We start from the raw sequence: 26,179 nt of genomic DNA on the forward strand, positions 1-26,179 counted from the left end.
CATGAAGCGAAAAGCGAATGCGGCATGGCCGATTATCAAGTACGCCGGTGGGATGCATGGCATCATCACATGGCGCTGGTCATGCTGGCAACGCTGTTCTTGGTCAAGCAAAAGATGCTTGGGCGCAAGCAATGGCCGATGTTATCCTTCAATGACCTGGTGACCGCATTAGCGCACATGCTACCGCAAAGACAACTTACCACCGAGGATCTGGCTGATATTATTCATAAGCGACACCGACGACGGCTCAGCGCTAAAAAGTCTTCTGCCAGGCAAAAAGTGGCTTTTGAGTAATCTGACAAAGTAGAATTATGTAATATGTATTCTAAATCTTAGATCAAAAGAGAAAAGGAGAGATTATGTCAGTCAGTGAATTCTGTCACCGCGAAGTCGTTACCATACAAAAAGATGAGTGTGCTCAGGAAGCTGCCAAGTTAATGCGTAAGCACCATGTCGGTAATGTCATTATCGTTGCCGAGGAAAAGGGCATTCAGAAACCCGTTGGCATTGTAACCGACAGAGACCTTGTAGTGGAAATCATGGCGACAGAGCTTGATCCTACCGTTATCACCGTAGGCGACATTATGAAGCCCGATCTTGCCGCAATTAACAAAAATACCGACATACTGGAGGTTATCCGATATATGCGCCGCAAGGCTGTCAGGCGTGTACCGGTAGTCGACGATAATATGCAATTATTTGGTATCGTAACGCTCGATGATCTGTTGCAAGTGTTATCTCAAGAGTTCTCCAGCCTGGTAAAACTAGTTGAACGCGAAATCAGCAAAGAAATCCAACAACGTCCTTAACAGATTTCATTTAGTCAAGCGAGCGACTATCCAAAACGGACTTTCAATGCGCGGATAACAACTTCACAAGTTGATTGATCATTTCTTTTATGTCATAGTCAACAGGCAACAGTTATCCCGACCTATACAAAAGCCGCTGATTTAATATAGTTTTTCAAATAAATTAAACCTTAAAAGGGGAATATTATGAAAAAAAGACTTTACACCATGTTTGCAGTAGCCAGCATTACAGGCTTGGCGTCGGCAATTACGGGTTGCGCCTCTAATGGAGGCGGTCAAAACGCTCTCGGCACAATCGATAGCGGTTTAGCATCGGTAGAACAGTCTGCTCAGTCAGGACGCCAGGCTATTCAAACCGGCACTACGGCCGCGACGGAAATGACAAATCAAGCCAACGCGGCAATTGCATCTGGCGCTGCAGCGGCTTCAGGAATGACTAATATGGCAGGAACTACTGCTGGACAGGCCGGATTGATTAATATGCTCACCCAGCAGCTCGGCGTATCGCAACAGCAGGCCTTGGGCGGTGCCGGTGCGATTTTCCAGGCAGCACAGGCCGGTATGGATCCACAAGCATTCTCTACACTATCTCAATCGGTTCCCGGCATCAACGAAATGCTCAATGCTGCTCCCGTTGCATCGCCTCCCCTTGGAGGCATGGGTAGCGGCGTATCTTCTATGCTCGGCGGTGCTGGCAACACATTAAACAGCGCAGCTTCTCTGGCTGCTTCGTTTCAACAGTTGAATCTGTCACCAGACATGGTCGGCCAGTTTATCCCGATAGTTACAAACTATGTACAAAATACCAGCGGCCAAGTTACAGCGAATCTGCTACGCTCCGCATTAACCGCACCATAAGTATAGCGAGCACAGAGCACAAACTAACGAGAAGACTAATATTACCACTCTCTCGTTAGTTTCCCTGACAAGCATTATTTCAATATAAATTCTACGCGGTGGCCCTCCCCGTTTTCGCTTGCTATATTTTTTTGTATACCCAGAACAAACAAACGATCACCGGAAATATCTCCTTTTTTCATTAACCAGTTTTGTGCTGCCAAAGCTCTATCCTGAGCCAATTCCTGCATATCATCATCACTCGCCTGGATATTCGTGATCAGCAATTGCTCCATATCCTCATCCGGCAGGCTTTTTGTTAAACCCAGGAAGTTAGTTGGTTTTTCAAAATCCGATTCCTTGTAGACAATTTCGAGATATTTACTATACTCTTCCGGCGTCAAAACCACGTCTGTCAGAGAACCGCCTGCTTTTCCCTTTTTGGCATCTGCCGAGAGCTTTCTTGCCTTGATTTGCCGTTGCAGAATGGCTTGTTTCAAACCTTCGCGGTCTTTCACGGGATCAACATGACCAGCAATCTCAAGACGCAGGGCTGGCCGATCCTTAAGTACATCGGATAGAGCCTGAAGACGGCTCTCCGCTTCAGGATTGATTATTGCAAAGCCCGGAGTAAAATCGATTTCAGATAACTCCTCGCCATCTCCGAGCATTGTGCCCAGCAACGCGAACGGCGCTGTGACGGCTCGTGTGATGAGATTTATAAAAGCATCCAGGATGATTCCGCCCAGACTGAACTGTGGATCATCTATGGAGCCTTTGATCGGTAAATGAATGTCAATTTCACCGCGCCGGTTTTTGAGCAGAGCAATTGCCAACTCGAGCGGCGCCGATATAGCTTCCTCGCTGTCAACACGCTTTCCAAGCGTAAACTGATCCAGAAAAACATTATTTTCAGCGGTCAGCGTTCCTTTTTCAACATGATAATGTACATCAACAGACAGTTTTCCCTTTTCAATGGTATACCCTACATACTTGCCTGAATACGGACTAAATGGCGGCAGATCGATTTCTTTTGCTCTTGCGACAATATCGAGCAACAGCTCAGAACCAAGTGGCTCAATATCACCCTGAATCTGCAATGGTGCATTGCCATCAATTCTCCCTTTGATATCAACTGAGCCAGAGCGCTCAGCATGAATCGGGCCGATCTGTCCCGTCAAACCGGTCAAGTTCGCATGGTAGTTAGGCTTTACAAAGCGATCATGGAAATCAACATCACCGTTTTGCAGCATGATTTTACCAATGCGCAATGGCATCGGCTTGCTGTCGTCTTTTTTCTCGGCTGTTGACTGAATTTGTTCATCCCCAGAAACCTGCTTCTTTTCCTGTCGAACGATTTGCTTAAGATTCAATTCTCCATCTGGCAGCAACATCACGCGCGCGAAAAAGTTACCTATCTTTACGGTATCAACATTAATTTTCAACGGATTATTGACGAAGTCCAGATTGTCGATATCGAGATATTTCCAGCGAACCAGATCTCTGGCACTGCCTTGATCAATAACATTGAAATTACCTAATCGGCTCTGTCCGCTAACCACCACCTTGAGTGGTTCGTCTTCAGCCCTGACAACACCCTGAAAGGAAATATCGCCACTGGTCAACAGAACACTTAACGTATCAGCCACCCATCCTTGTAAAGAAACCAAATCCACCATTTGCAAATTCAGATTTAAATCCGCTGTTGGCGGCGACCATGACAGCTGACCTTCAGTCTCGATCACACCATCTTCATTTACTCTGGCAGACAGCTTCAAATCAAGCGGTTTATTCCCCCTGATATCAATATTTTTTGCTGTCAAATTCAAAGGCTCCACCACCATAGGTGCAACATCATCTAACGTCAAATCAGCAAAATATATGGCAGCATTATTTAATCGAAACTGTTCTATTTGTACAGCCCACGAACCGGCCTTTTCTTTCGTTTGTTTGTTTTTACTGTTGCTTTCTTTGGCTGCCTGCCCGGCTAACTCAAGCCATGCTTCATACGCAGGCTTCCTTCCTGGGAACGGCACAGAAATCCCGGCCTGCAGCATTTCATCAGGCCGCATATCTTTCTGGTTTGCCAGCTGCCAGGCTTGATAAGCTTCGTCAGAAGGCTTTTTACGGGGTTTCGGTACAGAAATTTTTTGTTTGTATTCGGATTCATTCGCTGGCGCACTTAGGTCAGCATTTGAGTTTGAAGATTTCAAATAACGCGCCAGGTCAATGCCACCATCAGCTTCACGATGAATACGGCCGCGCAGGCCATCAATTGCCACATTCTTCAACGCTAGCGTTTGGTTAGCTAATTCAACCACGCTGTTCACGGTTATTTTTAGTAACGAAACCGTAGCTTCCGAATTTTTCGATTGCGACGAAACAGGTTGTACCGCAATATCACTTAAACTTAAAACTACAGGAGAAGGGTCTCTGCCTGTCACATCAAACCGGTTCAAATCGAAGTGAAGCGCACCCAGATTCAATTGATACGGAATCTGGACAGATTCATTCTCAACGACAACCTGTCTTAACTCTGTTTGCCCTGATAACGTGATCTCGGGCATACCATCGCCGGATTGCGTAAACGATAACATTAAATCACTGTCGAAATAACCGGATTTCAGACTGATTCCGACAGGCAGTGGAACATATTCATCAATACGCGTTATATCAATATCACCGACTTTAAAGGTCAACGTTGCTTCGCGTTTATTTGCAAAAGGACGCAATTTGCCATCCAGTTTCAATGGCGCGCCATTAACGCTGGCACTGAAATGAGGTTCCACCCAGCTGTCTTTTACCTTGTCCAGATTGGCAACAAAAGGAACGGCAAAATTGACCTCGGTTATTTCCTGATGATTTTGTTTGAAACGATCAACCCATTCAATATGGCCGTTCTTCAATACAATATTACTGATCGAGAAGAGCGCAGCAGATTCTTCCTCATCATCTGGAAGCTGCAGGAATTTCTCGATTAGATCTGAGAAATTAAATAGATGCTCGCCTTCTCTTACCAATCGAACGTGCGGCATATCCAGCATGACTGTACTGATTACAGGTGCCCGTTGTGTGATTGATTTCGAGCTGATGTCAATATGAAGCGTATTAAATGACACGAAAGTTTCAGAAGCATCGACGCTATCCGCTCGTTCACCAATATGCAGACCATGTACAAACAGCTCCAGTGTATAAGGCTTGATTTCTATCGACCGCACGCTGACCGGGCGATCCAGAAGCTCTGCCAGTTGCAGTTCAAGCTTGGATTTTGCATACCCGGGAAGCCAATAATAGCCCAGCACACCAAAAAGTGCGATCGTCCCTATTAAAACAGACAATCCAATGCCCAACCGTTTCCATGTTTTAAAACGGGTGCCCGATGCTTGAATCTGTTGTTGTGCCTGATGGCGCACATTCTTCATGGCAACATCCTAGTTTAATGGATTTTACGGTTCTCTGGCGTTTGCAAAGATATCGTGATTACATAAATCTACCGTGTGCGGTTCTTCTATCAAAAAGACCGGGTATAACTAACTATACAAACCCGGCTTGTTTTTATACCTCCGCCTGACAGGAATCAATAAGGTGATTCTGCCTGAATTCCAACCAGTTCAACATCAAAAATCAATGTGGCATTCGGTGGAATCACCCCACCGGCACCACGCTTACCATAGGCCATGGATGACGGTATGATAAGCGTGCGCTCACCACCGACTGTCATACCTCTTACCCCTTGGTCCCAGCCTTTAATCACTCTGCCGGCTCCTAACATAAAAGAAAAATGCGCTTTTCGGTCATGCGAGCTATCAAATTTTCTTCCTTTTTTGTCTGGTGCGCTTTCATCGTACAGCCAGCCTGTGTAATGAACATTGACAGTGTCACCAACATCCGCTTCTTTACCCTCTCCTATTTTCCGGTCGATTTTTTCAAACTGAGGCTCCGGATTCTCCGTCTGTTCCTGATAGGCGAATAATGTTTGTGATAACAGAAACATCATCAGAAAAACAATACAAACAACGGGAAATAATGATTTTTTAATTACAGACATACGATTCCTCAAAAATTTTTTAAACTTTGATCAGATTGTATACTCTCATGTATCATATACCCTAGCATGAATTTATTCATTTTGACGAATCCTTTTTGGACAGTTTTAATTGACTGAACTATGCAGCTTTCCGAAAAAAATGACATCAATACAAGTAAGCAAACATTGCTTGCTGCTGAGGCGGCCGGTCTTTTGCGCTTGCACCATTCACCGATAATCCGCAGTTTTTATCTCGCTGGAGGCTGTGTCGCACTCATGCTGGGTGGTCTCGGCGTTATATTACCAGTATTGCCGACAACGCCTTTCGTGCTACTGGCAGCCGCCTGTTTTGCTCGCGGATCTGAACGATTTCACACTAAATTGTTGACCAATCGTTATACCGGTCCCGTGATTCTTCAATGGCGCATGCACAAAAGCATACCACGCAAGGCTAAACGGTTGGCCTATATTATGACAGCACTGTCTTTCAGTGTGTCTATACTTATAGTTCCGGAAATGTGGCAAAAGATAATGCTCGCCACCATTGCCTGTATATTGGCATTCTTCTTATCACGCATACCTGTTCGGTAGTTCAATATCACAGCATTTACGCGATCGAAACGCAATTCTGAAAATAAATGGCATTTCCATTCTTTAAAGCACGTAGATCGCCTACAATATAGCCTTTTTGGTATTTAGTCTTCTTCACTGTATGGAACTATCGCTGATTGCGTTAACACCATTTCTGGGCGCAGGTTTTGTTTCAGCCATCTCACGCCTTGGGCGTTTGCATGCTGCCTGGGGAGCAGGAATCGTTACTTTGGTTGCATTACTCATTCTGCTTCCGTTCATCACCGACGCCTTTTCAGGCCACGTGCTGGTGCAAAGCATTCCGTGGATTCCATTGCTGGGTATGGAATTTGCCTTTCGCCTTGATGGGTTGGCTTTGCTATTCGTGCTACTGATACTTTGCATCGGCCTGCTGATCATTTTGTATGCACGATATTATCTATCCGAGCGTGATGATATGGGACGGTTTTACGCCTATTTGCTCATGTTTATGGGTTCCATGCTGGGCATTGCCACCTCGGAAAACATTATCCAGCTTTTAATTTTCTGGGAATTAACCAGCCTGTCATCGTTTTTGTTGATTAGCTACTGGCAAATGCGGCACGAATCCCGCAGCGGTGCCCGTATGGCGCTAGCCGTTACAGGCGGTGGCGGCCTGGCATTACTCGGCGGCTTTCTACTATTGGGTGAAATAGTCGGTAGCTACAATTTGACGGATATACTGGCTTCGGGCTATCTGATACGCAATCACGAACTGTATCTGCCTATGCTGATTCTAGTGCTGTTGGGCGCTTTCACCAAATCTGCCCAATTTCCTTTCCATTTCTGGCTGCCCAATGCAATGGCTGCTCCGACACCTGTTTCTGCCTATCTGCATTCAGCAACCATGGTAAAAGCTGGGGTCTTTCTGCTGGCTCGCCTGTTTCCGGCACTATCAGGTACCTCGGCGTGGTTCTGGCTGGTTTGTTTTACCGGACTCGTTACACTGGTTGTTGCAGCCTATATTGCAATGTTCAAACATGATTTGAAAGGATTGCTTGCCTATTCAACCATCAGTCATCTGGGCCTGATCACGTTATTATTTGGCATTGGCACGCCCATGGCCGCACTGGCAGGTGTTTTTCATATCATCAATCACGCAATTTTCAAAGCTTCGTTATTTATGGCCGCAGGTATTATCCATCACGAAACCGGCACTCGTGATATGCGCATACTCAGAGGCTTATGGAAACATATGCCACACACTGCGCTGCTTGCGATGGTAGCGGCCGCATCAATGGCCGGTGTACCATTATTCAATGGTTTTTTATCCAAGGAAATGTTTTTTGCCGAAACCCTGTTTGTCATAAACCAACCCTGGGGGTGGCTGTTGCCGACTATGGCCACGCTGGCAGGTATATTCGCCGTAGCGTATTCGTTGCGCTTCATACACAATGTATTTTTTGATGGCGAATCAACTGATTTACCCAAGCAACCACATGAGCCACCTCGCTGGATGAAAGTACCGGTCGAAATTCTGGTTGCCTTATGTCTGCTGGTAGGCATCTTTCCCGCACTGACGGTTGAACCCATATTGGCCGCCGCTGCATCCAGTGTTCTACAAGGTCCTGTACCTGACCATGACCTGGCAATATGGCACGGATTCAATACCGCATTATTCATGAGCATGACCGCATTGATTGGCGGAGTCATTGTTTACCTTGCACGCAAGCCCCTGTTTTCACTACAGGAGCGAGTGGAAAGCTTGCTAGATTTCAGAGCGCTTTACGAATTTCTGATAGAAAAACTGTTTGCAGTTGCCGACACTATCACACATTTCCTCAATAAGAATTCACTGCAACGCATGCTGTTTGTGTTTATGCTGTTTGTGTTGACGCTGGGAATCTACGGCGCAATGGCAACCGATAACGATTATGGTCTGACGGGCGAGCGCGACATATTGCCGATTGATGGTGTCAGTCTGTTGATTGCCGCGGTGCTGGTTGTTGCCACAGCAGCCACGGCGGTGATGCACCGGCAGCGGCTAATTTCGCTTATACTACTGGGCACGGTAGGTCTGGGTATATCGCTCATTTTTGTCAAATTCTCTGCGCCTGATCTTGCCTTGACGCAGCTTTCCGTTGAGGTGGTCACAATAGTGCTCATGCTTCTTGCTCTGTATTTTCTACCTCAGCAGTCACCTATTGAATCGGGAAATTGGTTGCGTAGCCGTGATGCCCTTATTGCAGCGACAGCTGGCGGGGGTGTTACGTTGCTTGTATGGGCGGTATTAACGCGGCCTTATGAGAGTATCTCAAACTATTTTCTGGAAAACAGTTTACCAGGTGGCGGTGGTACCAATGTCGTCAACGTGATACTGGTCGATTTCAGGGGATATGATACACTCGGTGAGATTACTGTGCTGGCTCTGGCGGGGCTGGGCATATACGCCATGCTGGAGCATTTGAAAATCGCCGGCGCCAGCCATGACAGCGAAGGGCGCGCCTGGGATGAAGATTTGCACCCAATCATTATGGCGTCTTTTACTCGACTGCTGTTACCGTTAGCACTACTGGTTTCGATGTTTATTCTGCTGCGCGGACACAACTTGCCCGGCGGTGGTTTTATTGCCGGACTGGTCACGGCGGTTGCGCTGGTGATGCAGTATCTGGCCAATGGTGTTATCTGGACACAACAACGCTTACCTATCAACATGCATAAGGTTATTGGCTACGGACTGCTAATCGCTACTTGTACCGGATTGGCCAGCTGGATTTTCAAATATCCTTTCCTGACTTCAGCATTTAGTCACATACACTGGCCAATTATCGGCGAATTCGAACTGGCCTCTGCCATGGCTTTCGATCTGGGTGTTTATTTGGTCGTTGTCGGCGCTACATTACTAATTCTGGTTTATCTCGGTCTGATACATCATCAAAGTCACCAGATGAAACACAGAAAACGGATTCGTTAATGGAACTACTCATTGCAATTATCATTGGTGTACTGACGGCTTGTGGCGTTTACTTATCACTGCGTGGTCGTACTTTTCCAGTAGTGCTTGGCCTGACATTTTTATCATACGCCGTTAATCTGTTTTTGCTGGTCATGGGCCGTCTTACCATCGGCAGCCCACCGATTATCAGTGACAAAGTTGCTAATTATGCCGACCCATTGCCACAGGCGCTGGTATTAACCGCCATAGTCATCAGTTTCGGCATGACTGCTTTTGTGATTATTCTGTCTTTGAAATCCTTTCTGGAAATGGGTAACGATCAAGTCGACGGGAAGCACAGACCATGACAAGTCACATCGTTATTTTTCCAGTTGTTTTACCGCTGCTTGCGGGAATATTATTGTTATTACTGCCGAGGCAGCATCTGCCGTTAAGGCGCACAACCAGCCTGACATCGGTTTTTCTACAGCTTGCAACCGCTGGCTTTCTCCTTAATACAGTCAATAACGGTGAGATTCTGGCATATGCCCTGGGTAACTGGTCGCCACCATTTGGTATTGTTTTGGTAGCAGACCGTCTAGCAGTCTGGATGCTCGTGGTTACTGCACTGGTTGCTGCAAGTGCATTGCTATACGCGCTGCGCGGCACTGACAATAGCGGTGCGCATTTTCATGCGCTGTTCCAGTTACAGCTATTTGGTTTGAATGGTGCGTTCTTAACTGGAGATTTGTTTAATCTATTTGTGTTTTTCGAGATTCTGCTGCTGGCATCCTACAGTCTGCTGCTGCATGGAGGCGGCCGGTTAAAAACCAAGGCCGGATTGCATTTTGTCGTTATCAATCTTGTCGGCTCAACACTCTTCCTGTTTGCTGTGGGCACGCTATATGGTTTGCTTGGTACTCTGAATATGGCCGATCTCGCAGTCAAGGTCACTCAGGCGCCTGCGGAAGATATTGCGCTTATTCATATAGCAGGCCTGCTGCTGTTTGCGGTATTTGCGCTCAAAGCAGCACTGTTACCGCTTTATTTGTGGCTGCCAGCCGCCTATGCTTATACCACGGCAACCGTGGCAGCATTGTTTGCCATCATGACCAAAGTAGGTGCATACAGTATATTACGTGTTTACACACTGATTTTTGGCGCACAGGCAGGTTCTGTATCCAATTTGATTGAATCATGGCTGCTACCTCTGGCTTTACTGACCTTAACAGTTGGCGTGCTTGGCACACTGGCCAGCACACGATTGCGTCAGCAGATAGCGTATCTCGTCATTGCTTCAATCGGAACGTTACTTGCAGCTTTTGGAATGAATACTGAAGCAGGCATTGCTGCAGGGTTGTTTTATTTGCCGCACTCAACATTTGCAGCCGCAGCTTTGTTTCTCCTTGCAGATTGTATTTCCAACCGACGCGATGTGATGGAAGACCAGTTTGAACCAGGGCCTGTCATTCAACAGCAGCGACTACTGGGCGCTCTGTTTTTTATATTTGCAGCATTGATTGCCGGTCTGCCGCCATTATCCGGTTTTATCGGTAAATTTTTAATTCTGAACGCCGCCATGTCTCACTCAGCCCTACCATGGATAATGGGCACTATATTAATTACCGGTCTTTTTACGTTGATCGCGTTGGCACGTGGTGGCAGCATGATGTTTTACCGAGCACAGGCTCCTCATATCTGCCGTATTGATACCAGTAGCGATATGCCACGAAGCGGTATGTCAGTAACAGCTGAATTGACACCAGTTTTGTGTCTGCTTGTATTATGCATTGCCCTTGTAATCTGGGCAGGCACCATTACCGAATTTACTACAGGCACTGCCAGTCAGTTGTTACAACCTGAGCTGTATATCCAGTCAGTTTTAAATCTGGAGGTTAAACCGTAATGACCCGACTGCTACCGCACCCCGTTCTGACACCGGTACTTGTCTTAATCTGGTTGTTACTCAACAACAGCATTAACACCGGACAAATATTGTTGGGCTTGATTTTCGGCTGGGCCATTCCGGTACTCACAATTCATTTCTGGCCGGAAGCAGTATCCATCCGAAAACCACTTGTTTTGCTTCGATATATCACTGTACTGTTTCACGACATCATTATGGCGAATTTTACCGTAGCAAGACTGATACTTGGCAATCCTGATAAACTTCACCCTATTTTTATCAAAGTACCGTTGGATCTGACTTCCGATCTGGCCATCAGTCTACTGGCCAACAGTATCACCTTAACGCCGGGCACGTTATCGGCGCGACTTTCAGATGATCAGAGTTATCTGCTAGTGCATGCACTCAATGAAACAGATCCGGACACACTGGTAGCGACAATCAAACAACGGTATGAAAACCCGCTGAAGGAGATTTTTGAATCATGCTAGCGATTTCAATTCAGATAGCATTTGCATTGGTCACCGCCGCAGTCGCGATGAGTTTCTGGCGGCTGTTACGCGGTCCCGATGCACCCAACCGCATACTGGCGCTGGACACATTGTATATCAACACCATTGCAATACTCGTGTTGCTGGGTATTCACCTGGGCAGCGCGCTTTTTTTTGAAGCAGCGCTGCTGATCGCACTGATGGGTTTCATCGGTACCGTCGCTTTGTGCAAATACCTGTTGCGTGGTGATATTATCGAATAAATTATGCTGGATTTTCTTCTGTCCATACTGGTGCTGACCGGCGCCAGTTTCGCATTCATCGGTTCTTTAGGCCTGATCAGGCTAAAAGACTTATATACCCGCCTGCACGGACCGACCAAGGCAACCACACTTGGCGTAGGCAGTCTGTTGATCGCCTCGGCGATTTATTTCAGCATCTATAGCGAACAGATCAGCCTTCACGAATTTCTAATTACTATTTTCCTGTTTATCACAGCACCAGTAAGTGCACATCTGCTGGCTAAAGCAGCCTTGCACCTGGGTCTGCCTTCACTGGCTGAAATACCGAAAGCGGAAGAAGCCGATCAGACAGAAATGACTGAAACGGTTCAAACCGGTGCAACAGAAGCATTTGAAAAAAATGAACGCATTGGCAGTGATAATGCCAGCCCTGATGAAAAAGCAAGACCGGCAGAATCGAAATCGATCACCAAAACACCAAGAACACCCGATCAAACACAATCATAGACTGCATACAAATATTTATTGCTTTGGTTTTTCAGGCAGTTCGGCAATGCTGTCTGAAGCCATACATTAGCGGAAAAGCGTACGTTAACTGTCATACGTGTCACACTAGCCGCAAAAAAAGTACCGGCTTTTTATAATAATTCCACCAGACGCTATTCGTTTGCTTTATACACCTCGATACGGCTGATCAGACCGTCAGGCTCAAAGTAAATACATTCACGCCCCTGTCTTCTAACAGGTTCATCAGCCGCTGCATCTGTCGCTGTCATGAGAAAATCAAACTCGACGCCATCTGTTCCAATCGGTCGATAATTCGTCACTTCCCAGTGCACATCCGGATAACGCGCAAAAAAACTCAGCATCATTTCATGGATGGCAACACTGCCTTTGTATTCACCAAAATACGCTGAGTGATATGTCGCCTCTCCCAGAAACATCGTTTCAATGCGTCTCAAGTCGTGTTTATTGGATAATTCAATATAATTCTTAGCCAGTTCGATATTTTTTTGAACATTCATTAACAGCTCCCAGTAACAAACCGATTAATTATATAAATTAATTTTTTACAGCTCGGCCAGCAGATTCTTTGCGCATAAATATCCATTCATGATCATTGCTCTCAGCTGCAGCAAATTGATAACCTGCCACATCGAATTGCTTGATATCCTCAGGCGTACTTAATTTATTCATAAAAATGAAGCGACTCATCAATCCACGGGCTTTTTTTGCAAAAAAACTGATGATTTTATATACCCCGTTTTTTTCATCCTTAAAAATCGGTGTAATCACTCTGGCATTCAATTTATCCATTTTAAGCGACTTAAAATACTCTTGGGATGCAAGGTTGATCAATGTGTCTGCTCCCTGCTTTCGTAATTCCTGATTAATGGCGTCTGTCAGAATATCGCCCCAGAATTCATACAGATTGTCGCCGCGTTGATTTTTCAACTGCGTACCCATTTCAAGTCGGTACGGCTGGATGAGATCGAGCGGGCGGAGCATGCCGTACAAGCCAGACAGAATTCTTAAATGGTTCTGCGCAAATTCCACAGTCTGCGCATCCAGCGTTTCCGCATCCAGCCCAGTGTATACATCACCTTTGAATGCATACATTGCCTGTTTGGCGTTATTCCGATTAAATGGGCGCTTCCATTCATAATAGCGATTGGAATTCAGCACAGCCAGCTTTGGGCTGATAGACATCAGTCGACCAATTTCATCGGGTTCCATTGCCTGCAACTGAGTGACCAGCATCTCAGACTCATCAAGAAAATCCGGTAAGGTAAATTTCTCAGTGCGGGCAGGCGTTTCAAAATCAAGTGTTTTGGCGGGCGAAATAACGATAATCATGCATTTTTATCCTGAGAATATCTGAACGGGGTAACATAATTCCGGACAAGTATACTAAAATCTTGCTTGGCCATTTTGCAAGTACGCAGTAAAACTACATTTATTATGACAAAATATGCCAGACAGGCCTTCCTGGGCATCACGATCGGCCTGTTAGGCATGACTTTCTACCTGTCGCCACAAGGCTGGTACCTGGAAGAGAAATACGGTCTGGACTGGTTGTTTCAGTTGCGCGGAGCGTTGCCAGCACCCGACGATGTGATGATTATTACCATCGACAGCCAATCGGCCAACAAGCTGGGTTTAGCGCTTGCTCCGCCAGATTTCTGGCCATGGCCGCGTAACTTACATGCCCAGCTGATTGACCGGCTTCATCAGTCAGGCGCACGTGTCATTGTGTTGGATCTTATTTTCCGCAAAGCTGGCGCAACACCAGAACACGATCTGCAACTGGCACAGGCGATTAAAAATGCTGGCAATGTCATTGTTGTAGAAAGGTTATTCACCAAAGAATACGATCTGGCAGACAGCCCCGACAATCCCTCTGGGTTTAAATTGATCGAGGAAAAAAGCATCCCGCTGCTGAAAGAGATCTCGGCAGCAGTATTGGCGCATGCCCCCTTTCCGCTACCAGATAAATTTCCCATTCCCATCAATGCCTACTGGGCATTTAAACCAGGTATAGGCGACTCTCCAACAATTCCGACCGTGGTGTTACATGCCTATGCACATGAAGTTTATGATCATTTGATCGCTCTATTGCGCAAGATACATCCGTTCAACACCGCACATTTTCAACAATACCAAGATCAGACCAACGATCTGGAATCAGCGATTCTTTTCTTGCGGCAATTATTCATCAATCACCCTGAAATCAAGCCCAAAATAATGTCTGAATTACGTCACAACACTACATTCAATACCCGGCAGAAACAATTGATTCAGGCACTGGTCAATCTTTACGCCGGTCAGGAGGCATATTATTTAAATTTTTATGGGCCGCCACGCACGATCCAAACTATTCCTTATTATCAATTTTTGCAACCGGTAGCAAAAGAAAAAAAACAACCCGACGCATTGCTCGATCAGGTCCGCGGTAAAGCGGTTTTTGTAGGATTGTCTCAGTTAACACATGCTGAGTACGAAATTACACGAGATGCATATGACACTGTTTTTACCGATTCGAAAGGTGTAAAAATAAGCGGCGTCGAGATTGCCGCCACAGCATTCGCCAATCTGCTTGAAAACAGACCGGTCAGGCCTTTTCCCGATGCAGGCAGTCTCGTATTAATATTTGCCATGGGCTTGACACTTGGCTTTGTTTTTCCGGTGTTATCCAATCAAGCTCTGTCAGCAGCCAGTATCATCACGGCAGTCGCCTATACTGCTATTGCCTGGTTGATGTTTAAACAAGCCGGTATCTGGCTGCCGCTGATTATTCCACTATTCATTATCATCCCCGGTGCAATTTTTGGTTCTGTCCTGCTCAATTACTTCACGGCCAGACAAGAACGCGATCAGCTTTTGGAATTGTTCGGCCAGTTTACGCCTGATCGTGTAGTGGGTGATTTAACCAGGAATATCGATGCCAGTCTGAGCAAAGATCAACTCGTTTTTGGCGCCTGCATGTTCACCGATATACAAGGTTATACAACGCTGGCGGAAAAAATGGATGTCCGCGAACTAAGACGGCTGATAGACGACTATTTTCAGGTCCTGTCCCGTTCGGTGAGACAAAACAATGGTGTTGTCTCTGAAAAAATCGGCGATGCCATGCTGGCGATATGGGAAACCACCTCTGTTAGCAAAACACTTCGGGAAGAAGCTTGCGAAGCAGGTCTGGCTATCGTCAACAATCTTGACAGCTTCAACCGGGAGAGTAACCATCCAGCATTGCCAACGCGTATTGGTATCCACTTTGGCAAACTGCTGGTCAGCAAGCTGGGAGCTATGGACAACTATATCTACCGCGTCATCGGCGATCTTGTCAACACAACCAGTCGTATCGAAAATGCCAACAAATTTCTGGGTACCCATTTACTGGTCACCGGCGAAGTGATTGCCGGCATAGACCGTTTCTTGACACGTCCATTGGGCAGCTTTCAGCTTGCCGGCAGATTAAAACCAGTCTGTCTGTTTGAATTGATTGATTATCAGCAAACTGCCAGTGACAAGCAACGGCTGTTATGCGCGCTGTTTTCAAATGCGCTTGATGCCTATAGCCAGCAGCATGAAAACGCGGTCCGGCAATGGACTGAAATTCTTGAACTATTCCCGGATGATGGTGCTACAAAATTCTATCTGCGTCTTTGCGCGCAATCGTCACCCGATCAATGGGAGCCTGTAATAAAATTTACCAAAAAATAATTCATATACTTCTGAAGCTGATGTGTAGATTATTTCAACTGTAACTCAGGAAACAAGATGTTATATGTAGTTTCTGCCTGGCATCATCCTTGAAAAAATACTATTCACAACAAATTCTCTTACAAGAGGAAGAGCAAGCACTATCCCTGCTTAATCTGCCCTTCTTCCAGAATAAATTCAGGATGATTTTGTGCACCTAAATCCGGTGGCAATCGGAAAACACAGCATTTTGCATCAGACTGTCGTATAACCGCCTTATATGTGTTTCCCCCTAATGAGACTTCACCATTACTATCACTGATTACTGTTTCACTGCCATTACTTCCTATTTCTATAATTTGACATTGGTTATTAATTTTTTTAACAGTATAAGCTGCCATTGTTACCCCCTGATTAATAGTTTAAAGTGAGTCTTGCAAAAAACGTTCTTTCCGGAATAAATCTTGGGCTGATTGCTTCAGCCTGTTCGAAATTAATATTTCTGTAATAAAAATGCTGATCTAGCAGATTTCTGGCTTCCAGGCTCAATATACCTATGCGTTTGGGTAACCTGAAACCAATAAATGCATCCATCAAGAAAAAAGAATCAATCCCGGAATTGGTAGATGCAGGGCTTCTTTTTTGCATGCTGATTATGTCTTGTTTTCGTGTTAGGTCTTGCCTGACAAAAGTACCTGTTATACCTGAAAATAAACCGGAAGGATGAAAATATTTGACGCTTACCGGAGCAATCAGTCTGTGAATACGTACCGGTTCTCGGTCTAAAAATATTGTGTCATCTGTTTTGCGGCTAAATTGTTCATATTGGAATTCTCCTTTGATGGCCCAATATTTGTGCGGTGTCCAGTACAAATAAGCACGATACATGTTTTCATTTTGCTTCTGAGAAACCTCATCGTTCTCAAAATTTATCTTTGGAACACGCAATCTACGCTTAGAGGCTTCGAGTCCACTATATAGTGTGTGGCCCAGATAATAATCCAATCCAACACCCATGCGCTCTGATCGTGTTCCGTTAAAATCATCAAAAAACTGATTAAATCCAGCCACCTGTGTCGGTTCAAGTGTTTGTTGCGCAATCAGATGCGATTTGGTTGTCTTAAACCATGCGGCCCGTAATCGCAGATTATCAAATAAATTCCACTGCACGCCGACCTTGGGATTGGTCTTGTTTGTCCGTTTTCCGGATAATGTGCTTGTAAATGTGTCATAACTCAAACCAAGTGTTAAATTAACGTCGCGCAGGTAGTTGATGTTGGTATATGCGTATACATTCTCACGGTCCATATGCCTGAAAGGCAGGTCTCTACGTTTGTTATCTGTTTTATCAATCCAGCTAAACCGATACATGCTTCCGCCAGCAACCGTATTGAAATATTCGTGACGTAATTGATGCTGTGTTTCAAACTGAAAACCTTCATTCTTCAGTGTGTCCATATTAACTTTTTCAAAACGGTCTATATATTTTCCAGAAACAATCAAACTTTGGTCTGGAGAAATTTCATACCTGGCACCCATACGTGCTATATCCTCTTGAATATTGCGCAGATAATTTTTTCTAAACTCATAGGCATCAAAGTCGAGCAAAAGATCTCCATGCTTGGTGTTACGCGTGCGTATTTCAGCCTGAACATTGAGTTTGGGCGTAAAGGCATGCTGAATAAACGCATTCAGTACATCGTGATTCTGATTGTTGTTGGGACGGAATCCATCGCTTTGATAGTGAAACTGCCCCAGACTGATCGAGGTCTTGTCGTAAAGTTGTGAATAGACAATTTCATCTCCGAAGGTGCTCTTGCTGCCTGCAATAGTAGATGCAACGAATTGAGGACGGTTTCGTTCCATCAAGGGGGTGAATTCATTAAAGCCAATCGCAGCGGGTCCGGTATTAGTAATGATATTCAAATCGGCTATTGCTAAATGCGGCTGTACCGGGTTGGTGTTGATCGGTTGCAGCAGTTGTGCTTGCAGTAATTCGCTGACGCGTGCGATTTCATGACGCGGAATATTGACATAGATATCTGACAAAAATCGGTGCGCCGAATGATTCGAAGGATCAAGGCTTAAGGACTGTGCTGTCTGCATAATGGCGCGTTTCTCAAAACCCAGATTGTCGTAAATTCTTGACAAACTGGAGCCGCGCGCGGCCTCGTCCTGATCGAGTAGTAACCGTGAGCGGTAGATGGCGCGGTTGTCATTCAATTCGATGGATTTTTGGATAGCATGCAGCGCCTCGATCGGCTGATTCTGCGTTTGTTTCTGAATGGCGTCGTAAAACCAGGGTGTCGGATCATTCGGGTCGCGTTCTTTGGCCAGTTCAAACTGTGTTTCGGCCGTTGCGTAACGTTTTTCCTCAAAATAGGCTTTGCCAAGATAACTGCGGACCAAAGAACTACCCGGATCAAGACTGGCTGCAATTTCCAGTTCGATGCGTCCGGTTTCCAGCTCTCCTTCTCGGATCAGGGCCAGCCCCAGTCCAAGGCGTGGTACCGGGTCAGTTTGATCCAGATGAATAGCCCTGAAAAAAAAACATTTTGCTTTTTTCGTATTAATTTTGGATAAATACGCAAACCCCAGCACGGATTGTGTACGGGCAATGGCGGGATTCAATCTGACAGCTTCGGTGGCCGTATCCAACGCCAAATCGAGTTCGTTCTCTGCCATCTGCAGCTCCGCCATTCGCGCCCAGATTAAAGCGTTTTGCGGATCAAGTTCGAGCGCCCTCCGCACACTTACAAGTGCTGCTTCAATATCAAAATATGCCTGCTGCACATAGGACAACGCAAGCCTTGCAGTCGCCGAATCCTCAGCCAATGAAACCGCGTTATTTGCAAGTTCGAGCGCCAGTGATTTATCGTTTTGCGTCAGTGCGATGATTGCGCTCAATGCGTAAGCGTTGCTGTTGGCAGGATCAGATACACGTATCTGATCGATGATTGCTTTGGCTTCGGCAACACTGCCCAGTGCGAGCATACGCGTCGATTCGGCAATTTGAGCAGCGAAATCCTGATTATCGTCACTGTCCAGCCAGTATTCAATGATCGTCGGGTAATGCAGCGCCCACTGAACCGCATCAATCGGGTTAAGGATGATGTCCTTGCGCGGCGGCTGGTTATCGTATGCAATGACCTGCTCGTGTCCTTTAAGCAACACTTCACCATACATATTGGTCGCGGAAACCCGGCCCTCAAATACAACAATCCGTGTTCGATGCTCGTCGACACGAACTAAAAATTCAGTGCCTTCGACACCCGCATTCATGAATGGCGTATGGACCTTAAACGGTTTTGGCGTGCGTGTCATGATATGGATCGCACCATTGATCAAGTCCATCAATGATGCAGATTTGTTGTTATTGGCCGCGGGAAATGTGATGGTGGTTCTCTGATCAAGTGTCAGGTTACTTTCATTCATCAACCGCAACGTTGCTTTACTACGCTTGCGGGTGCGTAATTGATCTCCGGCACAGAGTTCGGCCCCTTTCTCAACCGGTTGCCAGGCCGTCTCCCGCATTCGGCGCAGCTCAACCACGCCTTGTGCTGTAACAACGCGTGCCGCGGCCTGTACACAGACCTCGGCACTATGCGGGATTCGTATAAAAACAAATTGCGTCAGCATTAAAAGCAATGCCACAGGAATAGTTGAAGATCTGGTTATCCTGTATTGCTTATTGCGAGCCATAAACAGATTCTGCCTGTACTGTATTTGCCAATGCGATTCTGATTACAATTATATTCAAAACATAGCCAAGTCTGTTTATTAATATAAAACAACTACCAGCTAAAGTTGGCAGATTAATGACAATGACTAAAGCAGGATATAAATCTCAAGGCCCGTGTAGCTTGCAGCGCTGAATAGCATCACCTCTTGGCTCAAAATAATGCACCAAATAGTTTTGCAGCATCCTTCTGTCACTCCCCTGATGTTGCACAAACGTAAAAATATCCTCATCCACAAAATACTCCCCTGTAGCGCTTTCTTAGTCAGGAAAACTATCAGCGACTTCGCAGATGCTTTTTATCTCATATCCCTTATTATTTCGCTTGACGCTGTGCTCGGCTGGTGTGCGTTCAATATGTTTGTGGCTCGAATTTGATTCTAACCGAATAACCCAGAACGCGTGCGTAATCCTCGACAGTCGCCAATCTCGGTGAAATACTTGAATTCAGGCTTTCCAGCCGGGAGATATTGCTTTTTTTAGTGCCCAGCAGATCTGCCATCTGTTCCTGGGTTACGCCCGAACTTTTACGCAAGGCGATCATCTGACGCTTCATGCAGAAAGAGGTAGGCAGTGCATCATGCCCGGCTTTGACCACAGTGTCTTCCAACCCCGTTTGCTTGAACTTTTCAAATGTTGGCCGTTTATACGCCATCCCTTTACACCTCTTTCAGTATTTTTGCGCCGCCTTCATCCGACGCTTGTAAATATTGTTCTCCTTTTTATTCACGTTCATGAGAAAACGATTTCTTTTGTGACGGTGCAAATACCGACCGGGAAATGTAATCGCATTCTTTGGCCTAAATTCAAACAATCCAAGACCCAGCGATGCAATGTCAGCCCCCAATCAAAACCGGAAACCGAATTCCTAAATCAATTCCGCAGTACAGTGAAAATCGGCGAGAATTCTCGACAGCAGCGCCAGAATATTCACCCGATCTTCTCATTAAAAAATCAGATCGCCTCTATTTCAATCGAAGTTATCGAATATGATAACAACTGTCAAGCTCGTTAATGCCTAACAGATAGAAATAAACAAAAGAAAAAATTTCCAAGAAAAGAAACGGATACCGCTGCTTCTTGCTCCTATTGTGCGCAAGCGTCATTGCCGTCAATTTACAAAATTCGTGAAATGGCATGTTATATAGAAACAAAAAAGAGTGGGCGTTAATGCTGCCAACTCTTTGATTTTGGTGGGTCTGGTTGGACTCGAACCAACGACCAAGGGATTATGAGTCCCCTGCTCTAACCAACTGAGCTACAGACCCGAATCACGTTATTTTATCAGCTACTTGTATCCAGAAAACTACGTAATCTCTCAGAACGCGCAGGATGACGCAATTTACGCAAAGCTTTGGCTTCAATTTGACGTATCCGTTCACGCGTTACATCAAATTGTTTACCTACCTCTTCGAGCGTATGATCAGTATTCATTTCAATACCGAAACGCATTCGTAACACTTTGGCCTCGCGCGGTGTTAAGGAATCAAGTATATCCTTAGTTACCCCTCTCAGGCTAGCATAAACTGCTGCATCGGATGGGGCCATTGTAGCCGCATCTTCGATGAAGTCACCGAGATGGGAATCTTCGTCATCCCCAATTGGCGTTTCCATGGAAATGGGTTCCTTGGAAATTTTCAGTATCTTGCGGATTTTTTCTTCCGGCATTTCCATTTTTTCAGCAAGAACTGCAGGTTCGGGCTCTTGCCCTGTTTCTTGCAGTATCTGTCGAGAAATACGATTCATTTTGTTAATGGTTTCTATCATATGAACCGGAATCCGGATAGTCCGCGCCTGGTCCGCAATGGAACGTGTAATAGCCTGGCGTATCCACCAGGTAGCATAGGTAGAAAATTTATAACCGCGGCGATATTCAAATTTATCGACCGCCTTCATCAGACCGATATTGCCTTCCTGGATCAAATCGAGAAATTGCAAACCACGGTTGGTGTACTTCTTGGCGATAGAAATAACCAAGCGTAGATTAGCTTCTGTCATCTCCCGTTTAGCACGACGCGCCTTGGCTTCCCCGGTTGACATTTTCCTGTTGATTTCTCTAAGATCTTTTATTGAAATCCCTATCGTTTCTTTAAGCGACAGCAATTTTTGCTGCTGTTCAATAATTTCCGGCTTGTAATGCCCCAAAGCCTGGCTATATGATTTGGCGGCACTGATTTCCTTGTCAATCCAGTCAAAGTTTGTTTCATTACCAGGAAACGTTTTAATGAAATGACTACGTGGCATTTTCGACCTGGATACACAAAGTTCCATTATCTTACGTTCGTAACTGCGCACATCCCGCACCAAGCTGCGCTGTGTATCACACAGTTTCTCAACCAATTTTGCTGAAAAACGGATGCACATCAACTCATTGGAAATTTTCTCCTGCAAATCCCGGTATTTTCGGCTTGTAGGGCCTTCTTCTTTGAGAACTGTTTGCATATCCGTATAAAGTTCACGAACTATCCCAAAATGCTCTAAAGCCCCGGCTCTTAGTTTCATCAAGTCAGCACTGTCGATTGTGCTGCCATCCTCGGATTCATCATCTGAGTCGTCATCATCGATGTCGTCGGAATCCAGATCGGAACCCAATGACTCGCCCACCATTTCCTCGTTAACAATCTCAGAATCATCGGCGTCAACCAGTCCATCAACCACTTCATCAACGCGCAACCTGTCATTTTCAACCTCTGACGCGAGTTTGATAATCTCCGCAATAATTGGCGGGCAAGCAGAGATGGCTTGAATCATGTGTCGCAATCCACCTTCGATTCGTTTGGCGATCTCAATTTCGCTTTCTCGGGTCAGCAATCCGACCGAACCCATTTCCCGCATATACATGCGTACCGGATCGGTTGTTCGTCCAAATTCCGAATCTACAGAAGACAGCGCAGCTTCAGCCTCTTCCGCAACGTCTTCATCAGCTACAGTAGTTGCCGCATCTGACATTAACAATGTTTCAGCGTCAGGTGCTTCATCATGAACAGAAATGCCCATATCGTTAATCATGCTGATAATGCCTTCTATCTGTTCGGCATCCAGCATATCATCGGGCAAATGATCATTAATTTCTGCATATGTCAGATACCCGCGTTCTTTACCCAGCACAATCAATCTTTTCAAGCGCATGCGCCGCGCTTCTATGTCTTGCGCCTGCAAATTATTTTCAGGTGACACAGCTGCAGATTCGAGACTGTTAAGCTGCTCTGTTATTGCGGCAGCTTTAGATTTCTTACTGACTCTTGTTTTTGTTTTTTTCAGGGTCTTGGACATTATGTCTTGTGTAACGGTCTTGGATTCTATATTTTCTACTGAATTACTGGCTTTTTTTCTCGCTTTTTTCGCTGCTGATGATTGAGCTTTCTCTGTAGAATCTTGGGCTTGATCATCAACCAAAACGTTTTCTCCTTCATCAGCTTCAACAACAGAATTTTTTGTCGCTGTTCCACTCGTTTTATCCGGTTTTGTCTTTGACATATACATTACCAAAATTGGATGAATTAATTAAAAGTATAAAAGCCGAAAGCGTCGGATTATATCAAATTTCTCACTTACGGGCATTTTGACGATACATCTATGCCACTAATCTTTCGGTATTTTGTATACCGCTTATGCCTAGAATACAAATCACCATCAATGCAATAGCATATCAATCATATCATGTAATCTTTAGTGTGCAGTCAGGCGCTGGAGTTCGCGCTTTTCTTCATCAGTTAGCAATCCTAAAGGTTTGTTATGTAATTCTTTCATGCGATTTTTTCGTTGTATTTCCCGCAGTTTTTGGATTACCCCGTTAAGTTCTGCTTCAAGATCCATTCCGTCGTCCCAATCCAGTATCTCGCTCTCGATTTTTTCTAAAAATACACGATAGGGATTATCCGTTAAATATGAAAGTATCGACATTGCCGAGGGGCTGTCTACAATATCGGGGCGATTGGTTAAAAAATCAACCAGATATTTTAAAGCGCCCAGCTCCTCATTATTTTCATTAGCCAACACCAGTGATTCTTTTTGCAGATTATGGAAAAATCCAGGATTATACAATAACAATAACATCAACCGGCGATAGGGGGAAGCAGGCTGTTTTCGCGGAGTGTTCCTCGACACACGAGCAGAGGGAATTTGCTTTATCTGTAGCAGCGACGCCAGCTCATTCTGATCCAGACCACTCAATTCCGATAATCGCTTTAACAACAACAGCACCAACGCCGGTGCTTTGATTCGCTGCAACAGCGGCTTTGCTTCATGAATTAATCTTGCCCGGTTTTCATTTGCTTGCAAATTTTGCCCGCGTAGCAATGTCTGCAGCAAAAATTCAGACAATGGCGTTGCTTGCGCAACATGGTGTTCAAAAATTTCTTTTCCGTTCTGTCTTACAAAACTGTCTGGATCCTGGCCATCAGGCAGAAATAAAAATTGTATGGTTTTACCATCGGTTAACAGATCAAGGCTATTTTCAAGCGCGCGCCAGGCAGCTTTTTTACCGGCACCGTCTCCATCAAAACAAAAAACAATGTTATCGGACTGGCGCAACAGTTTCTGAATATGAACGCTTGTAGTCGAAGTACCCAATGTCGCGACAGCATTTTTAATATCATACTGTGACAATGCGACAACATCCATGTATCCTTCAACAACAATGACATAACCCGCCTCGCGAATTGCTTTGCGTGCCGAGAACAGGTTATATATCTCCTGCCCTTTTACGAACAGATTTGTCTCAGGCGAATTAAGATACTTCGGCTCCCCCTGTCCGATAGCGCGCCCACCAAAAGCAACAACTTGGCCTTTCTGATTAAGGATTGGAAACATTATTCGGTCTCTAAAACGATCATACCGATTTCCATCTTGACCCGAAATTACCAACCCTGCTTTTATCAGCTTCTTTTTTGTGTTCTCAGATCTGTAATCGGTAAACAAGAGCGACAGGCCATGCCAGTCATCGGGCGCATAACCCAATCCAAATCGCGCGGCTGTTTTTCCGCTAACTCCACGGTTTTTGAGATATTCGACAGCCTTTTCTGACTGCTTCAGTTGTTCCCGGTAAAACTGGGTCACCGAACGCATAGTCTGAAGCATATCTTGCAGGTCAGATTGTTCGGCAGTATCGAGCTGCTCATTAGAGGGAGCACTTAACTGATCAGCCCGTCTTTCCTGCTGAACAGGCACCTGCATACCAACGGAGAAAGCCAGTTCACGAACAGCTTCAACGAAGCTGATTCCACGATATTCAATCAGAAAACTTATGGCGTTACCATGAGCACCGCAACCAAAACAATGGTAAAATTGTTTGACCGGACTGACTGTGAATGACGGTGTTTTTTCACTGTGAAAGGGGCAGCAGGCGACGTAATTTGCGCCGGCTTTTTTGAGTGAGATATGGCGGTCGATTGCATCTATGATATTGACGCGGTTTAGTAAATCATGGATAAATGTCTGCGGTATCATCTCTTTATCTATCGGTCAAGGTCGTCCGGTAAAAACGAGAAAAGCAAACTGACAGATTTACTATAATACAAGGATAAATACCTAGCTATCCTAGCCGGATATTTTTGCTTTCACAATTGCCGATACTTTTCCCATATCGGCACGGCCTGCAACATTGGATTTCAGTATTGCCATGACTTTTCCCATATCCTGCATGCCTTTTGCATCAACTGCTGATATAGCCTCAGCAACCAGCGCTTCTATTTCTTCATCCGCCAATCCCTTGGGCATATATACGCTGAGTATGTTTACTTCTTCTTTTTCCGCAGCAGCCAGATCGCGGCGCTCGGCAGCTTCATATTGATCAATGGAATCCCGGCGCTGTTTTAACATTTTCTCAATCACAGCTATGATCGCCGCATCATCCAGTTCCTGGCGATCATCGACTTCCTTTTGCTTGATAGCCGCCTGTAAAAGTCGAATAGTATCACGCTGCCGTGTATCGCCTGTCCGCATTGCTGCTTTCATATCATCGGTAATTTTCTGTTTAAGACTCATGTTCCATGCTGTTTGCAGTATATATTAAGCGTAAATTCAAATTAGATATATTGACAAAGTCCCATAAGAATTCTGAATAATAAACCTTGATCAACTATAAAGCTTTTATTTTAAGCTACAGCAGACTAAAGCGACTAAACTACAAAACTTTAATAAAGCTTAGGCGGCAAAAGCTGGCTACGAAGTCGTTTATAATTACGTTTGACAGCAGCTGCTAATTTACGCTTGCGTTCCGCTGTTGGTTTTTCATAGAATTCACGAGCACGTAATTCAGTCAACAAACCGGTTTTTTCAATTGTTCGCTTGAAACGACGCATTGCTACTTCAAAAGGCTCGTTTTCTTTGACTTTGATGGTTGTCATAAATCTTCAGTTTTCTCCTATCTTTTGTTAATAACTATCAATATATCCACCCGGACACACCAAAAAGCCTTATATACTATCACAATCCAACAAA

Annotated in this window: 21 protein-coding genes, 1 tRNA gene and 1 pseudogene; 11 read left to right on the forward strand and 12 right to left on the reverse strand. The window is 45.2% G+C overall.

The features are described from left to right. From BMY62_RS07700 to BMY62_RS07710, 3 genes and pseudogenes are all read left to right on the forward strand, one after another. A pseudogene (locus tag BMY62_RS07700) lies at positions 1-294 on the forward strand (hypothetical protein); the annotation flags it as partial. Positions 295-359: 65 nt separating this feature from the next. After that, positions 360-809 (forward strand): CBS domain-containing protein, encoded by a 450-nt coding sequence (locus BMY62_RS07705; protein WP_090658328.1) that lies wholly within the window; start codon positions 360-362, stop codon positions 807-809. Positions 810-995: 186 nt separating this feature from the next. Beyond that, a complete protein-coding gene (locus BMY62_RS07710) occupies positions 996-1,667 on the forward strand; it encodes a DUF2780 domain-containing protein (protein WP_090658330.1) in 672 nt (223 codons plus the stop codon). A 74-nt stretch (positions 1,668-1,741) separates the two neighbouring features. On the opposite strand, the gene BMY62_RS07715 is transcribed toward BMY62_RS07710, so the two are convergent. Next, on the reverse strand, positions 1,742-5,068 hold the full coding sequence (locus BMY62_RS07715) for a DUF748 domain-containing protein (RefSeq protein WP_090658332.1): 3,327 nt from the start codon (positions 5,066-5,068) through the stop codon (positions 1,742-1,744). A gap of 155 nt (positions 5,069-5,223) precedes the next feature. Further along, on the reverse strand, positions 5,224-5,694 hold the full coding sequence (locus BMY62_RS07720; protein WP_218142953.1) for an FKBP-type peptidyl-prolyl cis-trans isomerase: 471 nt from the start codon (positions 5,692-5,694) through the stop codon (positions 5,224-5,226). A gap of 120 nt (positions 5,695-5,814) precedes the next feature. On the opposite strand from BMY62_RS07720, the gene BMY62_RS07725 reads away from it, so the two are divergent. From BMY62_RS07725 to BMY62_RS07755, 7 genes are all read left to right on the forward strand, one after another. Beyond that, positions 5,815-6,264: a YbaN family protein gene (locus BMY62_RS07725; RefSeq protein WP_090658334.1), complete on the forward strand. Its 450-nt coding sequence runs from the start codon at positions 5,815-5,817 to the stop codon at positions 6,262-6,264. 121 nt (positions 6,265-6,385) lie between these two features. Continuing rightward, positions 6,386-9,196 carry a monovalent cation/H+ antiporter subunit A gene (locus tag BMY62_RS07730; RefSeq protein ID WP_090658336.1) on the forward strand — a complete coding sequence of 937 codons (2,811 nt, stop codon included), beginning with the start codon at positions 6,386-6,388 and terminating at the stop codon, positions 9,194-9,196. After that, on the forward strand, positions 9,196-9,525 hold the full coding sequence (locus tag BMY62_RS07735; protein ID WP_090658338.1) for a Na+/H+ antiporter subunit C: 330 nt from the start codon (positions 9,196-9,198) through the stop codon (positions 9,523-9,525). The genes BMY62_RS07730 and BMY62_RS07735 overlap by 1 nt, the downstream gene beginning before the upstream one ends. Beyond that, positions 9,522-11,063, forward strand: coding sequence for a monovalent cation/H+ antiporter subunit D (locus BMY62_RS07740; protein WP_090658340.1), 1,542 nt, complete (start codon positions 9,522-9,524; stop codon positions 11,061-11,063). The genes BMY62_RS07735 and BMY62_RS07740 overlap by 4 nt, the downstream gene beginning before the upstream one ends. Next, on the forward strand, positions 11,063-11,554 hold the full coding sequence (locus BMY62_RS07745; RefSeq protein WP_090658342.1) for a Na+/H+ antiporter subunit E: 492 nt from the start codon (positions 11,063-11,065) through the stop codon (positions 11,552-11,554). The genes BMY62_RS07740 and BMY62_RS07745 overlap by 1 nt, the downstream gene beginning before the upstream one ends. Then, the gene (locus BMY62_RS07750; protein ID WP_090658344.1) at positions 11,548-11,817 is read left to right on the forward strand and encodes a K+/H+ antiporter subunit F; all 270 of its coding nucleotides are present in this window, start codon (positions 11,548-11,550) and stop codon (positions 11,815-11,817) included. Before BMY62_RS07745 ends, BMY62_RS07750 begins: the two co-directional genes overlap by 7 nt. A gap of 3 nt (positions 11,818-11,820) precedes the next feature. Next, entirely contained in the window at positions 11,821-12,303 is a 483-nt protein-coding gene (locus BMY62_RS07755; protein ID WP_090658346.1) for a Na+/H+ antiporter subunit G, read from the forward strand. Positions 12,304-12,455: 152 nt separating this feature from the next. On the opposite strand, the gene BMY62_RS07760 is transcribed toward BMY62_RS07755, so the two are convergent. Beyond that, positions 12,456-12,821 carry a nuclear transport factor 2 family protein gene (locus BMY62_RS07760; RefSeq protein WP_090658348.1) on the reverse strand — a complete coding sequence of 122 codons (366 nt, stop codon included), beginning with the start codon at positions 12,819-12,821 and terminating at the stop codon, positions 12,456-12,458. Between the two features lie 37 nt (positions 12,822-12,858). Beyond that, positions 12,859-13,653, reverse strand: coding sequence for a peroxide stress protein YaaA (gene yaaA / locus BMY62_RS07765; protein ID WP_090658350.1), 795 nt, complete (start codon positions 13,651-13,653; stop codon positions 12,859-12,861). A 105-nt stretch (positions 13,654-13,758) separates the two neighbouring features. On the opposite strand from yaaA, the gene BMY62_RS07770 reads away from it, so the two are divergent. Next, positions 13,759-16,020 carry a CHASE2 domain-containing protein gene (locus BMY62_RS07770; protein WP_090658352.1) on the forward strand — a complete coding sequence of 754 codons (2,262 nt, stop codon included), beginning with the start codon at positions 13,759-13,761 and terminating at the stop codon, positions 16,018-16,020. Between the two features lie 140 nt (positions 16,021-16,160). Here the strand turns inward: BMY62_RS07770 and BMY62_RS07775 are convergent, their stop codons facing one another. The 8 genes from BMY62_RS07775 to rpsU form a co-directional block, all read right to left on the reverse strand. Beyond that, positions 16,161-16,400 carry a hypothetical protein gene (locus BMY62_RS07775; protein ID WP_090658353.1) on the reverse strand — a complete coding sequence of 80 codons (240 nt, stop codon included), beginning with the start codon at positions 16,398-16,400 and terminating at the stop codon, positions 16,161-16,163. A 13-nt stretch (positions 16,401-16,413) separates the two neighbouring features. Next, the gene (locus tag BMY62_RS07780) at positions 16,414-19,701 is read right to left on the reverse strand and encodes a TonB-dependent receptor domain-containing protein (RefSeq protein WP_256207490.1); all 3,288 of its coding nucleotides are present in this window, start codon (positions 19,699-19,701) and stop codon (positions 16,414-16,416) included. Positions 19,702-20,090: 389 nt separating this feature from the next. Beyond that, the gene (locus BMY62_RS07785) at positions 20,091-20,393 is read right to left on the reverse strand and encodes a helix-turn-helix domain-containing protein (RefSeq protein WP_090658355.1); all 303 of its coding nucleotides are present in this window, start codon (positions 20,391-20,393) and stop codon (positions 20,091-20,093) included. Between the two features lie 536 nt (positions 20,394-20,929). Next, positions 20,930-21,006: transfer RNA gene (locus tag BMY62_RS07790), tRNA-Ile, on the reverse strand. 16 nt (positions 21,007-21,022) lie between these two features. Continuing rightward, entirely contained in the window at positions 21,023-23,011 is a 1,989-nt protein-coding gene (rpoD, locus tag BMY62_RS07795; protein ID WP_090658469.1) for an RNA polymerase sigma factor RpoD, read from the reverse strand. A 396-nt stretch (positions 23,012-23,407) separates the two neighbouring features. After that, positions 23,408-25,186 carry a DNA primase gene (dnaG, locus tag BMY62_RS07800; protein WP_090658357.1) on the reverse strand — a complete coding sequence of 593 codons (1,779 nt, stop codon included), beginning with the start codon at positions 25,184-25,186 and terminating at the stop codon, positions 23,408-23,410. A 90-nt stretch (positions 25,187-25,276) separates the two neighbouring features. Continuing rightward, positions 25,277-25,723, reverse strand: coding sequence for a GatB/YqeY domain-containing protein (locus tag BMY62_RS07805; protein WP_090658359.1), 447 nt, complete (start codon positions 25,721-25,723; stop codon positions 25,277-25,279). A 149-nt stretch (positions 25,724-25,872) separates the two neighbouring features. Beyond that, positions 25,873-26,085 carry a 30S ribosomal protein S21 gene (rpsU, locus tag BMY62_RS07810; protein WP_090632742.1) on the reverse strand — a complete coding sequence of 71 codons (213 nt, stop codon included), beginning with the start codon at positions 26,083-26,085 and terminating at the stop codon, positions 25,873-25,875. Between the last annotated feature and the right edge of the window lie 94 nt (positions 26,086-26,179).

Source organism: Nitrosomonas marina (assembly GCF_900111605.1).
Lineage (GTDB): Bacteria > Pseudomonadota > Gammaproteobacteria > Burkholderiales > Nitrosomonadaceae > Nitrosomonas > Nitrosomonas marina_A.

Bases quoted from the DNA above. Each gene is read 5' to 3' on its own strand.
- BMY62_RS07705 (WP_090658328.1), top strand. From the start codon at position 360: ATGTCAGTCAGTGAATTCTGTCACCGCGAAGTCGTTACCATACAAAAA.
- BMY62_RS07710 (WP_090658330.1), top strand. From the start codon at position 996: ATGAAAAAAAGACTTTACACCATGTTTGCAGTAGCCAGCATTACAGGC.
- BMY62_RS07715 (WP_090658332.1), bottom strand. From the start codon at position 5,068: ATGAAGAATGTGCGCCATCAGGCACAACAACAGATTCAAGCATCGGGC.
- BMY62_RS07720 (WP_218142953.1), bottom strand. From the start codon at position 5,694: ATGTCTGTAATTAAAAAATCATTATTTCCCGTTGTTTGTATTGTTTTT.
- BMY62_RS07725 (WP_090658334.1), top strand. From the start codon at position 5,815: ATGCAGCTTTCCGAAAAAAATGACATCAATACAAGTAAGCAAACATTG.
- BMY62_RS07730 (WP_090658336.1), top strand. From the start codon at position 6,386: ATGGAACTATCGCTGATTGCGTTAACACCATTTCTGGGCGCAGGTTTT.
- BMY62_RS07735 (WP_090658338.1), top strand. From the start codon at position 9,196: ATGGAACTACTCATTGCAATTATCATTGGTGTACTGACGGCTTGTGGC.
- BMY62_RS07740 (WP_090658340.1), top strand. From the start codon at position 9,522: ATGACAAGTCACATCGTTATTTTTCCAGTTGTTTTACCGCTGCTTGCG.
- BMY62_RS07745 (WP_090658342.1), top strand. From the start codon at position 11,063: ATGACCCGACTGCTACCGCACCCCGTTCTGACACCGGTACTTGTCTTA.
- BMY62_RS07750 (WP_090658344.1), top strand. From the start codon at position 11,548: ATGCTAGCGATTTCAATTCAGATAGCATTTGCATTGGTCACCGCCGCA.
- BMY62_RS07755 (WP_090658346.1), top strand. From the start codon at position 11,821: ATGCTGGATTTTCTTCTGTCCATACTGGTGCTGACCGGCGCCAGTTTC.
- BMY62_RS07760 (WP_090658348.1), bottom strand. From the start codon at position 12,821: ATGAATGTTCAAAAAAATATCGAACTGGCTAAGAATTATATTGAATTA.
- yaaA (WP_090658350.1), bottom strand. From the start codon at position 13,653: ATGATTATCGTTATTTCGCCCGCCAAAACACTTGATTTTGAAACGCCT.
- BMY62_RS07770 (WP_090658352.1), top strand. From the start codon at position 13,759: ATGACAAAATATGCCAGACAGGCCTTCCTGGGCATCACGATCGGCCTG.
- BMY62_RS07775 (WP_090658353.1), bottom strand. From the start codon at position 16,400: ATGGCAGCTTATACTGTTAAAAAAATTAATAACCAATGTCAAATTATA.
- BMY62_RS07780 (WP_256207490.1), bottom strand. From the start codon at position 19,701: ATGGCTCGCAATAAGCAATACAGGATAACCAGATCTTCAACTATTCCT.
- BMY62_RS07785 (WP_090658355.1), bottom strand. From the start codon at position 20,393: ATGGCGTATAAACGGCCAACATTTGAAAAGTTCAAGCAAACGGGGTTG.
- rpoD (WP_090658469.1), bottom strand. From the start codon at position 23,011: ATGTCCAAGACCCTGAAAAAAACAAAAACAAGAGTCAGTAAGAAATCT.
- dnaG (WP_090658357.1), bottom strand. From the start codon at position 25,186: ATGATACCGCAGACATTTATCCATGATTTACTAAACCGCGTCAATATC.
- BMY62_RS07805 (WP_090658359.1), bottom strand. From the start codon at position 25,723: ATGAGTCTTAAACAGAAAATTACCGATGATATGAAAGCAGCAATGCGG.
- rpsU (WP_090632742.1), bottom strand. From the start codon at position 26,085: ATGACAACCATCAAAGTCAAAGAAAACGAGCCTTTTGAAGTAGCAATG.